A 14318-nucleotide genomic window follows, 5' to 3' on the forward strand; every position below is an offset into this window, starting at 1 on the left:
TATTCCATTAATCGTGAGTTCGCCACTATTGGGATCCTCGCACTCAAATTTAATTCGATCATACCACGGGTCGTCATACGTTCGTCGAGATACACGAATTGCGGTACACGAATGGCAAACGGGTCGTCATGTTCGAGATTCCACCGGCGCCGGCGGGGATCCCGATCGCATTTCAAGACCATTATTACGGGCGCGACGGAGAGTCGCTGCAGGGGTTGAGCATCGAAAAGCTGGAAAGAATCAGAATGCAGGCAGCGGCGACAGATTGGAGTGCAGAGATCCTCCCGGAAGCCTCGTTGGCCGATTTGGATCCGGCGGCCATCGCCAAAGCACGGGAGTTGTACACCGATGCTCACAAGGACAAAGCCGAAGAGATTGCCGCATGGGACGATACGACTTTCCTGAACAAGGCGAAGATTACGATCCGTGGAAAGATTACTCGTACGGCGGTTATCCTGCTGGGGAGGGAGGAGAGCGAGTCACTACTCTCTCCGGCGGTCGCCAAGATCAAATGGATCCTGCGGGGGTCGGACGACATCGAGCGCGATTATGCGATTGCCAGCTGCCCGTTCGTACTGGCGGTCGACAGGATCTACGACAAGATCCGAAACCTGAAATACCGATACATCAACCCCGCCCACAAAACACTTTTCCCGGACGAGATCGACACCTACGAACCCTATGTGATCCGGGAGGCGCTAAACAATGCCATTGCCCACCAGGACTATACCCTCGGCGGACAGATCAATGTCATGGAATACGATGACAAACTGGTCTTCTCGAACAAGGGTTCGTTCATACCCGGCAACATCGAACGAGTACTGGTCAACAACGCACCGGAGGAATACTATCGAAATCCGTTTCTAGTCACCGCGATGGTGGGCCTACGGATGGTCGACACGATCGGCAGCGGCATCCGAAAGATGTATACTTTCCAACGGCAGCGCCTCTTTCCCCTGCCGGACTACAAGCTGGAAGCCAATCGGGTCGAGGTGACCATAACGGGTAAAATCCTCGACATGAACTACGCCAATATCCTGGCCGAGAACCCCGACCTGAACCTACTCGACATCGAACTGCTGAACCGTGTGCAGCTGGGGAAACCGTTATCCGACGAAGAGATTGCCCGATTGAGGAGTAAACGCCTGATCGAAGGGCGAAAACCCAAACTCTATATTGCCCGACAGATCGCCCAAAAGGTTGGCCAGAAGGTCGAATACTCGGAACACAAAGGACTCGGGAACAAGCGTTGCGAGGAGTTTTTGTTGACCGCTCTACGGGATCACCAATCCCTGTCGCGACCGGAAATCGACCAGTTGTTGTGGCCTCTGTTGCCCAATTTGCTCGATGAGAAACAGAAAAAAGACAAGATTACCAATCTGTTGACCAAGTTACGGAAGCAGGGCAAGATCCGAAACCAGTCGCAGGGGCCGAACTCGGAGTGGCTGATCATTTAAACACCTTTTTTCAAATGCTTTTTAAATGCTTTTTCAAACAAACATACATACACACATACCTGTAAAATACTGTTAATCACCTCTTGAAAAAGCATTTAAATAAAAGCGAGGAACAACTGAATATCCCCGGAAATAAGAAAAACATCAAGAAATCGGAACCCGCCCCTCCAGGCCCCTGCTTTACAGCCTCTCGCGGAACCTGGTATATGCCTCTTGTGCCATCTGCGTGATGCTCGGGAACAAGGTGTCGTGGGTTATTCCGGACAAGTAGTTCGCCCGCACATAGTCTGCCAAAGATTTATGGATATCCAAACACCAAACCATGCAGATCGCCTAGAAGGTCGACTAAATCTTGTGGGGTCAGGGTGCACCATTTTTTGATGAACCGAATGACCCACAAAGAGAAAAGTGCAATATATTACCCATTCTTCGCGAAGGCAGCATACATTCCCGAGAGGGCGGAAGCAACGTGCAATTTATTGTCCCTCATCATGGAAAGTAACGCCTGTATATACCATCTGGTCCGTAGGTTGTTTATTTACCACATCGCCTTCATTGTTAATCCTCCAGATATCGACCATATCAAATCGCAATGCTGTTAACAAGCAAATCAATGTAAACGGTTTAGGACCACACGGAGCTATGACAATGCGATAATCTTTAGATAAGGTATCACATAGATCCGTCAGCAATTTATTGGCGTAACTGATATTTTTGATTGAATATTCGAAAATATGGTCAGATTCTAACTGATTCAATAGTTGTTGGTTATGCGTATCAACAAGCTTATAATATTCAGGAGCGGAATATTTATCCGTGCGGAATATATACACGGCCTCTGCATCAAAATATTCTTTGAGACTATAAGCCCTTTTTTGTTCATAACCTAATCCAATAATAAGCGCTGTGGGTTTATTAGGAATGGACAAATGAATGAACTCAGGCATAGGTCCGAATTTATATCTCTGTTCCTTAGGTTTAGGTGGCTCTATAGGTTCTGCAATATTATAGGCAAATATGAGATTCAGTTTTACTCCTAAATTATTCAGACTACAATATTTTAGAAACCTTGCATATAACATACGAGACATGGAAGAATAGTCAATGAGGATTGTCAAAGCCTCATTCGCCTGGCTCAGATGATCCTGGACAATAGAGGTAATTGGATCCGAATTGTCTTCGTCCTTTATATCAACGACCTGGATCTCCGGATCTAATGCGTCGCTCTTTACACGTTCTGCATATCGTAAAATGTACTTAGATCTGATCTCTTTGTTTTTGGATAACTGCTTTACCCAATAAAGACTTCGCAATTCAAGCCCCCAAGCTCCGATAAAAATATCAATCGGCCCCTGAATAGCCTCTACATTATATAGATTTGTAATTTTCATGCTTTAAAACAATTGACCCTGTATGACCTTCGATTCTTTTTTCTGGGGTTTCGTGGCAATTACTCCATCGTTTGCCAAAATACTACTTAGTGCTATTGGTTTGGCATTGCTTCGCTTAGGCAGATTGAAATATGGATGTAATATATAAGATAACTTATATATTCTCTTTTTCTTGTTCTTTTTAACTTCTAGAATGGCCCCCAAGTCCAAACCATATTGAATCAGTGTTCGGAATTCTTTCGGGGTTTTGGAGTCGATATGAAACGTGTTAACCGGTTCGGGTTGAAACGATTCTTCATACAATGCTTTTTGGAAACAGCGACCAACCATTCGGATCAAATCACCCAATGAGTATGATTTGAAGCCATATTCGATCAAGGCATTCGGGTAATTATTATAGAATTCGAAGCGTTCCTCGGATAGCTTTGAAATAATAACCGACTGCCTGGTAATGCCAATAGTCTTCCGATTCTTCTCATATTCGGACAATAACGGATTGATAATATTAATGGCCAACCTGGGATTCCCGTCCGATGTATCATATATCAAATCTTCTCCAAAGTAAAAGGCTACCTTCTTACGTGTTCGCTTTTTCTGTCCAACCAGAAAATAGTATCTGCAAGCTGCCGTAGTTTTAATCTTACGCAGAACGGCATCCTTCTTGGCCTCATCATATGGATTCTCTGGATCTATACTATTTTTCAAAAGGTATTCCTTGAATGTTTTATCTTGCTCAGCTAATAACTTATATAATTGCCACGTCGGAGAGCCTGGAACATAATCGACATCTTGTCCTATCTTTTTCTTGATCAGGGGATCTGTTTCGGTCAGACATCTGATAATATCGTATTTGCCGACAATATCAAACATCGTCGTTGCAGTATACGATTTGGAGATAATCGAGCTGTATAACTGACCGCAAAACGATTCCCAGTTGTACAAACTTGGATCATCATGCACCCAATTCAATATTTCGTTAAAGTCATGTTTTTCAGAAGCATCCGTATTCTGCAAAACGGTCTGGCCAATAATAGGAGCAGAGGTTATTTTAAAATACATTTGTTGATCCGCAGTACTCCTCAATAACCCGTACAATCTGTCTCTCAACCATTGGGGCGCAATCTCCAATTCATCGAAACACAAGGCCCACTGAAATTGTTTTAACGCACAAAACTTACTCCGTCGACATATTCGCTTAAAGGCTTTGAAGGCAGATGAAGCAAGAGAAACAAAGTTAGAGTAGGTTTTAACAATCGGGTTCGAGGTAACCGAATTCTGAGTATACAAATCGCCTTCTAACCTCCGCGTGATCTTATCAAAGTATTGATTGATGGCATACAAAGTCGGCACAATGGGTTTCTCGATCTCCCAAACACGAACCAGCTCGGTCGACAGCTCGACTTCCAGCTCCATAAACTGATCTTTATTCAAAGTCTCTCCATAAGGATTCCCATTTTCTAAAGAAGAGGCAGCGATATCGATCAAGTCCTGGAAACATAAACTAATAGCTGACAAAACGTTTATACAGATCAGAGTCGCAGCTATTGTATTTATTTTATCCGGATTGTATTTCTCAGAAATAATATCTAACAACGAGCACCATTGCTTATCCGTCGGGATATAAATTCCCCAGAAGGGCATGGAGTCTAACAATGTTTTCATTCCCTTGTCCTGGCAAGCGACGAATGCCCTGGGATGTAGCATCTTTAACAAGGTTGTTTTTCCACATCCTCTCGGTCCAATCAATACAGAATGTCCCGCCACGATCAGAGCTTTAAACTCTTCGTTAGGAATAAACGATTGTGCAATAGCCTCAAACGTCAGATAACGGGCATTATATGTTTCATAAGTATGTGCGCTCATTCTGCAATCATCTTCATAATTTGCGTCGGACCAACCTTTAAACAAGGAAAAAAGGCCAAATGGTACTGATTTTGCAAAAGTGTCGTTAACTCATCTTGTTCGAACGGCGTCAGCCAATGTATAAACGGACATCCATCTTCCACCTCTTTATATGTAATTAAAGGCTGCGACCCGATTAAAGTGTCAATTTTAGACGCAATATCTGCAACGGATATACGGGAACCAAAACCGGTTAAAGCAGGGAATCCCTTTGTTGGGCTATCATTCATCGTCCATCCGTTATTTTGCCTATATTCCCACGTTCTAATAACGCCTTGAGCATATTGTGGTGAGCTGTCGTCAGGAAGTTTTACATCTACAATATGAAATGTATTGGCATCATCCCCCAGTTTTAAATTTTGTAACCCGGAAAAACTACCTGCGCAAAATATCGGAAAATCATTCCGTATCTCAACACGCGGAATGTGTTTATGTCCATGTATCAAGAGATGAAATCCGGATTTCTTTAGAATATCCAATAATTGATCTCCGTTTTCGAGGGCATCTGCATCTTTATATTGTAAATAATCTGTATTGGAATACTTAATAGGATGGTGATGAGTTAGGGCTATTTTAATAACCCCCTGCACGGGGACTAATTCAGATAATTGAGATTGGATTTTGCCTAACGTTGCGTGTGTAATTAATGTTTTTTGGGCATTCTCCTTATCGGTGTAATTATGCACACTATCGACACACAAAACAACTATTTGTTCATCCGAATAAACATAAAAATTATCGGCCAAAAATTGCCTTTTCCGATCGTCGCCCGGCACCGGATAATCCTGATGCAAAGCCTTTAACGGCTGATGAGCTGTATCAAACCATTTATGATCCATAAAAGCTACATCATGATTCCCAGGCGCACAGAACAAGCATTTTGCCTGCAATGCCGACCGAATTTCCTGCAAGAAACCAAATCCACTGATCAGTCCTTGAATATCTGCCTTATTGGCAATATCTCCCGGACATAATACATAATCACAAGTAAGATCGTTTTCTTGGATTAATTGTATTAATGTCTCGATCGGATGTTTTTTATCCCCACACCTGAGTTGATTGGAGAATAAGATCGTATCGGGAGAATTGTAATCCTCCTTATACATGCAATGCATGTCGCTAATAACGGCTATCCGAAGAGACTTACCCATTACTGATCAACATTTCATTGGCAAGCCGACGCCCTTTCAAAAATCCCGCAATATTTCGTTGCGTTGAAACGATCTTCATCCCCCAACGCTTAAAATATTGGTCATACAAGGATTCGTCATACGCATAACTCAACAAAAAATGCCCTCCTCTACGATCAATATCATCCAATAAATGTGCAAGACGTTCTATATCCTTTATCCCAAATGTATCAGGACCATACTGATGGAAAATATCTTTATTTTGCACAGCGTATGGAGGATCCATATAGATAAAATCCCCTGCTTTCAAGTTAGCTCGAACAATATCTTCAAAATCACCGCAAACAAACTGCACGGACTGAATAAGTGCAGAATATTGCACCAATTCATCCAATGTGGGGAACTTACTATCTGCCGATGCAGAAAAAGGAACATTAAATTCTCCTTTTAAGTTCGTACGATATAACCCGTTAAAACACAACTTATTCAAATACAAAAACCGCCCCGCTCTTTCTACTTCTGTCAGCGAGTCCGGATGAATCGCTCTGATTTCATAATAGTGTTCCTTATCTTTAACAAGCGATGCTAAATAACCATGTAAAGAATCTGGAGAACGCTGAATCACTCGATAAGCATTGATTAATTCCTTATTCAGATCCCCAATAATCGCATGCTGAGGCTGCAAATGAAAGTACAGCCTGGCAGATCCAGCAAATGGCTCAATATATCTTTTAGGGGCGTATTTCTCCCAGTAAGGACTCAATTCCGACAGCAATTTTTTTTTACTGCCCGCCCATCTGAAAAGGGGTTGTATAGTATGGAATACAGCCATACACAAAAATAGAAAAAACTCTGAAAACAACCGAATCAAAGATCTTTGAAATGCCCCCTAATAAAACATTTGTGAAGAAAAAGCGAATTAATGAAACCGTCAGGTTTTCAAGTCCTTATCCGTTAATCTGCAGCGTTTAACAGCCTTTGTACTTTTTGCAGCCTATCTCCAGCGAAGTGAAAGCCTGGCAAGATCTCCGACCTCGTCCACGTATGCAGAAGATCGACGCCACCCCACTCGGCGCGAACACCGAGTTATGTGTCCATCCGAAATACCCCCGTCGAACGTCGCCAGAGAGAGAGAGAGAGAGAGAGAGAGAGAGAACCTGAACTTTTTCCGACGGCGAACGCGGCACAATCCTCCTTGACCAGTTTAGGAAAGAGGTGCCCCCCAAGTCCTACACGATGGGAATACACCCGGTTTTTCGTATAAAATATAGACCTTTAGTGGTTAATTTTGTACCATGTACGGAAGATTCTTAGAACAACAGAACAAAAAAGGAGCGACCAGATGATAGGACGACCAACATGGGACGAATTCACGGGAAAGAATGCCGGCCGAAAAAACGAAATGTTCGAGGCCTTGGCGCGCTTCTTGTTCAGAACAAGATACGGTTTGGGAGACTCTCTAGCCTATTTCAAGAATCACCCAGGCAATGAAACGGCGACGATTCAGGCGGGAAATGAAATAGTCGGTTTCCAGGCGAAATTCTTTGAAAACGGCAAGATTAACCCAAGCGAGATTCTGAACTCTCTGACAAAAGTCGAAAAAGGGCAGACCCGGCAGATTATTTACACAAACTCCGCGTGGGGCAATCCTCCGAAAGGCCGGAACAAGACAAAGGGGCAAATCAAGATCGAGAACCAGGCCCGAATGCTCGGGGTAGAGTTAGAGTGGATATATGGAGATAATATCCTGGACCAAGTGCAGCAGTATCCGCTGGCTTACAATATTTTCTTCAATTTGCAGTCAGGCTTAGACCGCCTCCAACAGAATGTGGAGAGGGCCAATGCCCTCCGGGTGAAAACGATAGCAACGAGTTTCGCCATCGGTAACCGGTCGATCAGCATCGACCGGACGTCCTGGATCGATCGACTGGCCGAGGCGATCGCCCAAGGAGAGAACGTGCTGCTGGCCGGGGAGAGCGGAGCCGGAAAATCGGCCATCGTGAAAAAATACCATCAGATTTATTGTTCCCAGAACGACTATGCTTTCTACATCATTCATGCAGACCAGCTGAACACCCGAACAGTCAACGACCTGTTTTCCTTACAGGAAAATTATACGCTGGCAGAATTCCGCAGCTACTTCCAAGGTACGGAACATAAGGTATGGGTGATCGATTCGGCCGAGAAAATTTTGGAACTGAACGATCCGGCACCCCTGATGCTACTCATTGAGGAACTGAATCAAGACGGGTGGAACTTCGTCTTCACCTGCCGAGATCATGCGCACGCCGAGTTAACAAACCTCCTCCAAGAGGAATACACGCTCTCTGTCCATTCGATCCGTGTGAATAGAATCGAGGACAACGAACTGAGAACAATAGCGGCAGATAACGGGATAACGCTGCCCGACGACCTCAAACTGAGACACCAACTCCACCTCCCGTTTTTTCTGGCCAGATATTGTGAACGGACCGACTCGGGACAATTCGATTTGAAAACTTTCCGAGACAACGTATGGCGACAGAAGGTGAACGGACGCGGTCCGAAAGACCGCCAGTTACGGCGAGCACATTGCCTCATAGAGATTGTCAAGCGGCAACTGCAGACCGGTGCATACTACATTGACTATAATGAGGATTACGAATCGGCAATCGATCTGGTCAATGCCGCCATTCTGGGCGAAGAGCCACACAAAGGTTTTTTCATCAATCACGATATTTATGCCGACTGGGCGCTCGATTATTGGCTAATCCAAGAGCTGTCGGACAGAATCAAAATACTTGCGGTGCTCGACACCCCCGCACCACCCTTCCGGTATATCAATGCCTTCAAACGCTGGTATGCCGAACGGCTGGAAGACAAATCGACAGAAACAGACTATATCGGCGATCGGGTATTTTCCGGCCCGATCGATCAGCGCTGGGCGGATGCCATTATGGAATGTATCGGCGGGTCGGCAGAGGCGTCGGCCAGTTGGTTCGACCGCCACGCCAAGAAGCTCGACACCGATGATTATCAACCATTCAACCGTTTCGTTGACATCGTTCGTGTGTCGTGTAAGCAAGTGCGTACTATTTTCAAGTACAACGGAGCGGAATATCCCGAAACCATACCCACAGGTTCCGGATGGGAAGAAATCGCCCGGTTTATGGACCGCCATGCGGAAGATTATTATATGGACAACCTGGAAACCGTACGTAATTTTCTGTCCGACTTCTACGGTTATCGAAATGCGAAAGGCGAGCCGGTGGAACTGGGCGGAAAGCTGGCCCTTCACCTCTTTCAAGTGCTGGCTGAGCAACGCCGAAAAGGCGAGTGTTGCTGGATGAAAGACGACAGCCAGTGGAGCCTGTTGGTTTGTCGATATGCCGGAGAAATCCGCGAGGAACTACGACAGATATTCCGCGAGGTCGTCGCCAACCATTGGACCCGTCCGGGCGATCCATACCAAGAACTCGCGGAATATGTGGCGACCAGCAGATTCCCAACGACTATCGCCGTTTCTAAGTATTGCTACCCTCAGATCATCAGCCTGCTGGAGACCTGGTGGCGCAAACGACCCGAAGAGGAGTCCGACAACCTCCCTTTCCACCCGATCGACAGATCCATGAACCCAGAGAAAGCATTCGGACTGAACGCAGATTATACCGAATTCGATGCCTACTTTCCGCCGAGTGCTTTCCAAACCCCCGTATTGCCGTTGTTGCAAGCCGAATTTCACGCCAATCAGAACAATGATCTTACCCTGAAGTTCATCATCGACTTCATGAACGACGCCGTTGAAAAATACAGCACGAGCAACTATGGCTATACCAGCCGCCCGGAGATCATTCCGGTGACCCGGTTTGACGGAAGCAGGCATGAAGTGATAGCCGACCAGCAGCTGTGGTGCCTCTATCGGGGGACGACCAGCCTTGCCATGCCGCATGTGCTCGAAAGTATGCACATGGCTCTGGAATCGCACTGGCTGGAACTGTTGGAAGAGAACCAGGAGGGGCAGCAGCGGATCGAGCAAGTGAAAAGCCAGCTTAGGACAGTCCTCCATAACTCCCGCTCGGCCTCGCTTTATGCCATTGTGGCCAGCGTGGCCATGTCGCACGAGGATGCGTTTACGACCGAGCTGTTTTTCCTGATGCAGGACATTCGTTTCTTCATCCTGGATCTGCACCGTTATTCCCGGGACTTCCATCGGGCCTCCAGCCAGTCCTTTGTCTACTATAATCATCCGTGGCTGAAGGAAGAGCGCCAACAGGCAAACGAAAAACCGCATCGCCAGCACCATTTGGAAACGGTGTTATTGCGCATGCAAGCGACTTATTCCGATCGGAACGACGCAGCGGGCCAATCGCAATGGAGAGAATGCCGGAAGGTCGTAGAGCGGTTGAAAAAGCAGGTCTCCGCCCTACCGAAGAAGCAACGATCCTTCGAAGATTTCATCCTAGCCCGTATCGACTATACCTCGATGCGAAAAGAGGAGATCACAACGGCCGATGGGCAGAAAGCGATACGCGTAACCCCCGTCCTGACATCGGAAATGGCCGAAAAAAGCCGTCAAATCAATGCAAATACGCAAGAACTCCTAAGAGGTACCAGTCTTCGTGATTGGATCGACAAACGAAGTCGGGATGAAGTAGAGGCAATCAAGAATAATCCTTATGAGATCAATCCATCCTTGGCACTGGAGACCCTTCACGAGACAAAGTCGCAGACGGATGAAAACGGACTGCCGATCAACTATATTATGGATGAAGAGTCTCTTCCAGGCATGGTCGGCGCTATCCTTTTGACACAACTGGCCGAGCGACTGACAGAGGATCAAAAAGAGACCTGTCGCCGCTATGTGTTCGATGCCCTCTCTCATACCGAACCCCCTTCCCGTTCCTTGCCGTCCGATTTCGAGGTGATCTTGTCAGGATTCTCGGCTCTTTTGGATCGGAACGACTGGCGGACACAGCTGCAAGACCTGCTCATCACTTATGCCGAAATGCACGAGCCTACGACCCATACCCGTCCGTGCGATATAGTCAGTTCGATGATTGCCCGGTGTCGCCTCTGGGAGGAGCACGCAGATTTCATGAAAGAAACGCTACACAGGTACCTCCGCAAATTACCCGCCGACCATGTCGATACGATGACCTCCGACCAGGCACTCACCCTATTGAGTTTGCTGACGACCCAGCCAAAAGACCGGAAACTGGGCAATCGTTGTATAGAAAAGATAGCATCCCGCTGGACGCCAAAGGAACATAGCCGCTATCCATTGGTGAAAGCCACCTGTCAGGATTCTAATAACGTGTCGGAATATATCCTGCGTTCACCCAAAGAGGAACTCGACCGATTGATAACTCCTTTCATTTCTTATATCAGCAGCGACTCGGATCACGACACTCTCTTGCCCTCCTTCGTTGCAAAAGCCGCCGAGATCGGCGCCTATGATACCTTTTGGATCGTATGGGGCATTCTTTACGATCCTATCGTAAAAAGCGTCGCTCTGAATCCCCGTTACTATTCACAGATGCTGGACAACTACCTGATCAATCCCCCCTACCTCACTAAAATGGGCGACGACTGGTTCCAACTGGAAGAGAAAGACGTGGCTTTCTATGCCCGAATAGCCGAAGACCTGCCGCACCATTATACGCCTCTTTATGCCATCTCACGCGTCTTCACCTCCATTGGCCAAAAATATGTAAAACGGATTATTCCCGTGTTAGCATCGTTTGTGCACGGATTTACATTCCACAAAGATTATCATACGGCCACTTCCATCCTCCTGAATTTGGAAACGATGATGAAAGACCTGTTTACAACCTATTTTGACGACATCCACCGAAATCGGAATTTACATGACTCGGTTGTCCGAATACTGGAATTTATGAAAAGTAACGGTTCTTCCCTCGCAGCCACATATCTGAAATCGGTGTAGCTCCATCCCCCCCGCTGCTTGTCACTGCTACCGGTTGAACCACCGGCGGGCGGTTCGGGGCCGAAGAATACCGGGCAGAACGTGGAAGTGGAAATAGAAAGGGCTGTCTATTGCCTTTTCAGTACCTGTTTTTGACCGATAAAACCTCAATAACACGAGAGACCTATAGCAGTCCCGTCATGTAGACCGGAAGACAGAGCGTATCCCCGTCCTTTTTCAGATCCTTGGTGTACAAAAGGTACCGGTGCAAGATGCGAGGCGAAAACTTGGTCCCGAACCGATCGAGCGATTTGTGGGCCTTATAGCCCGACGATTTGACCTCGACAGGACAGATTTTGTTCCCGCGCGAAAGCAGGAAATCGACTTCGTAAGGACGCCCCGTCGCCTCTTTAAACGTGTAATAAAAGAGCTCGTTCCCCGCGCTGCGGAGCATCTGCGCAACGACATTTTCGTACACATAGCCGAGATCGACCCCGAGTTTATCGGAAAGCAACTTGCGATAAATCTCGTTTTCCGTGTAGTCGCGGTCCATGAAAGCGAGCGTAACGAACAACCCCGTATCGGCCAAAAAGATCTTGAACCGATCCGGATCGGCATGCAACGAGAAACCGACACTCGGATCGTTGGCATGATAAGCGAAGTTCACCGTCATGGAGTCCGCCATATCCATCAACACCTCGCCCAACCGCGCCGCCGTAGCGTTTTCAATCACACTTCCCACTTTGTAACGCACCGTATTCCGGGCCAGTTCGGCCGGGATCGAACTGAAAAGGCGCGAGGCCCGACCCGAAGGATCGATTTTACGAAAATCGTCGATATAAAGTTCTATGATGTTGCGTTTCACGGCATCCACGGCCGCGAAATCGTTCGCTTCGAGGTAAGCATTCACCGCCTGAGGCATACCGCCGACCAGCATATAGAGCCGAAAATCGCGCAACAGATCGCGATTGACGGCCTCGCCCAACGTCCGGAGGTTTCGGTAGGCGTAGTCGATCAGGTCGAAAGTTGGGGTTTTGCCGACAGCCCACAGAAATTCCTCGAAGTCCATCGGATACATGGCCACTCGCGTCTCCTCACTCGGAATAACGATCCCTTGTACGTTCTTTTTGATCGAGAGCAGCGAGCCGGTTTCGATATAGTCGTACCGCCGGTCTTTCACCAGGTGTTTGATCGCCTGCCGCGCCAGCGGACACAGCTGCACCTCGTCGAAAACGATCACCGATCGGCGCTCGTGCAACGAGACGTTGAACAGGGATTGCAGCCGCAGGAACAGATAATCCAGGTCCGACACGTGGTCGAACAACTCCCGGATTGCCGGATCCGCAATCGAGAAGTCAATCAGAATGTACGACTCGTATTCCCGACGGGCAAATTCTTCGGCGATGGTCGATTTTCCGATCCGCCGTGCCCCTTTGATCAGGAGGGCCGTTTGTCCGTCGCTCTCCCGTTTCCAGCGGAGCATCCGGTCATATATCTTGCGTTTGAATGTCTTCTCGGCCATCTTCTCGAAGTATTGATTCCTTACAAATATATGAAATTGTCGGAAAACGAGAAATGTTTTTGCAGACTTCTGTCGAGAAATGCAGAATGTTTTATCCGAAATTTGTCGAAAAACGCAAAATGTAACCGATGGCAGCGCACCTTACATCTCCTCCCAAGCCTTCACCTCGCCGGAGGAGGTACGCATCGACCGGTCGCCACCGTAGATGACCGCCCGATCTTCCGGCCCTGTGTTTGATAGGCGGCCCCAATAGTCCAGACCGGTAAAATAGCTTTTCGAAAAGGTCGCTCCGGATTTGATTTCGTAAGCCTTCGTCCGACCAGCCTCCCGGCGAAGCAGATCGACCTCGTGGCCGGCGCTGTCGCGCCAGAAGGAGAGCGACGGTTCCAAGCCCCGGTTATAATCGCGTTTGAGAAACTCGTTGATCACCAGGTTCTCGAACAGACCGCCCCGCAGATAATGCGTGTCGAGCTGGTCGACATGTCGGATCTCGAGCAGCGAACAGGCCAGCCCGGTGTCGTAAAAATAGAGTTTGGGCGACTTGACGAGCCGTTTGGCGAAGTTGTTGTGGTCAGGCCGCAGGAAGTAGAGGATGTAGCTCTCCTCCAGGATCGAAAGCCACGCATCGACGGTCGGCGCCGTGATGCCGCACTCGACGGCCAGCGAGGCCTTGTTGAGCAGCTGGCCGATCCGCCCGGCGCACAGCTTGATGAGCCGGCGGAATTTCGATAGGTCGCCGATCGCTTTCATCTGCCGCACGTCACGTTCGATGTAGGTTTTGATGTAGTTCGGGTAGTAGTCGGTCGGTTCGATCTGCCGGTCATACAGGCGCGGATAGGCGCCGTGGAAGATTTCGGTGTCGATGTTTGTCGGAGCGATTCCCGCGGCGCGCATCTCTTCGTGGGAGAAGGGCAGCAGGGTCAGAATCCCGACGCGCCCGGCCAGCGACTGATCGACGGCCTCCATCAGTTCGGTGTTTTGCGACCCGGTGAGGATGTACATGCCGGTCTG

Annotated in this window: 8 protein-coding genes; 2 read left to right on the forward strand and 6 right to left on the reverse strand. The window is 47.7% G+C overall.

Translation table 11 applies throughout. The annotated features are described in order from the left end of the window. Positions 1-128 precede the first annotated feature (128 nt). The gene (locus Q9S52_RS09245) at positions 129-1457 is read left to right on the forward strand and encodes an ATP-binding protein (protein WP_304708912.1); all 1329 of its coding nucleotides are present in this window, start codon (positions 129-131) and stop codon (positions 1455-1457) included. Positions 1458-1933: 476 nt separating this feature from the next. Here Q9S52_RS09245 and Q9S52_RS09250 read toward each other — a convergent pair whose 3' ends face one another. From Q9S52_RS09250 to Q9S52_RS09265, 4 genes are read right to left on the reverse strand one after another with little or no spacing between them, the layout of a single operon-like run. After that, positions 1934-2848 carry a hypothetical protein gene (locus tag Q9S52_RS09250; RefSeq protein WP_297625873.1) on the reverse strand — a complete coding sequence of 305 codons (915 nt, stop codon included), beginning with the start codon at positions 2846-2848 and terminating at the stop codon, positions 1934-1936. A gap of 3 nt (positions 2849-2851) precedes the next feature. After that, positions 2852-4711: a hypothetical protein gene (locus Q9S52_RS09255; RefSeq protein ID WP_304708913.1), complete on the reverse strand. Its 1860-nt coding sequence runs from the start codon at positions 4709-4711 to the stop codon at positions 2852-2854. Beyond that, positions 4708-5901, reverse strand: a complete 1194-nt coding sequence (locus Q9S52_RS09260; RefSeq protein WP_304708914.1) for a metallophosphoesterase — start codon at positions 5899-5901, stop codon at positions 4708-4710. Before Q9S52_RS09260 ends, Q9S52_RS09255 begins: the two co-directional genes overlap by 4 nt. Further along, positions 5894-6712 (reverse strand): Dam family site-specific DNA-(adenine-N6)-methyltransferase, encoded by an 819-nt coding sequence (locus Q9S52_RS09265; RefSeq protein WP_297625924.1) that lies wholly within the window; start codon positions 6710-6712, stop codon positions 5894-5896. The genes Q9S52_RS09260 and Q9S52_RS09265 overlap by 8 nt, the downstream gene beginning before the upstream one ends. 510 nt (positions 6713-7222) lie before the next feature. Between Q9S52_RS09265 and Q9S52_RS09270 the strand changes: the two genes are divergently transcribed. Next, positions 7223-11806, forward strand: a complete 4584-nt coding sequence (locus Q9S52_RS09270) for a hypothetical protein (protein ID WP_304708915.1) — start codon at positions 7223-7225, stop codon at positions 11804-11806. A 163-nt stretch (positions 11807-11969) separates the two neighbouring features. On the opposite strand, the gene Q9S52_RS09275 is transcribed toward Q9S52_RS09270, so the two are convergent. Next, a complete protein-coding gene (locus Q9S52_RS09275; protein WP_304708916.1) occupies positions 11970-13307 on the reverse strand; it encodes an ATP-binding protein in 1338 nt (445 codons plus the stop codon). Between the two features lie 141 nt (positions 13308-13448). Then, positions 13449-14318 (reverse strand): ATP-binding protein (locus Q9S52_RS09280; protein WP_304708917.1); only part of this gene is annotated, 870 nt, incomplete at its 5' end.

This window comes from uncultured Rikenella sp., from assembly GCF_948810725.1.
Classification (GTDB): Bacteria; Bacteroidota; Bacteroidia; order Bacteroidales; family Rikenellaceae; genus Rikenella.

Bases quoted from the DNA above. Each gene is read 5' to 3' on its own strand.
- Q9S52_RS09265 (WP_297625924.1), bottom strand. From the start codon at position 6,712: ATGGCTGTATTCCATACTATACAACCCCTTTTCAGATGGGCGGGCAGT.
- Q9S52_RS09260 (WP_304708914.1), bottom strand. From the start codon at position 5,901: ATGGGTAAGTCTCTTCGGATAGCCGTTATTAGCGACATGCATTGCATG.
- Q9S52_RS09275 (WP_304708916.1), bottom strand. From the start codon at position 13,307: ATGGCCGAGAAGACATTCAAACGCAAGATATATGACCGGATGCTCCGC.
- Q9S52_RS09245 (WP_304708912.1), top strand. From the start codon at position 129: ATGTTCGAGATTCCACCGGCGCCGGCGGGGATCCCGATCGCATTTCAA.
- Q9S52_RS09270 (WP_304708915.1), top strand. From the start codon at position 7,223: ATGATAGGACGACCAACATGGGACGAATTCACGGGAAAGAATGCCGGC.
- Q9S52_RS09250 (WP_297625873.1), bottom strand. From the start codon at position 2,848: ATGAAAATTACAAATCTATATAATGTAGAGGCTATTCAGGGGCCGATT.
- Q9S52_RS09255 (WP_304708913.1), bottom strand. From the start codon at position 4,711: ATGAGCGCACATACTTATGAAACATATAATGCCCGTTATCTGACGTTT.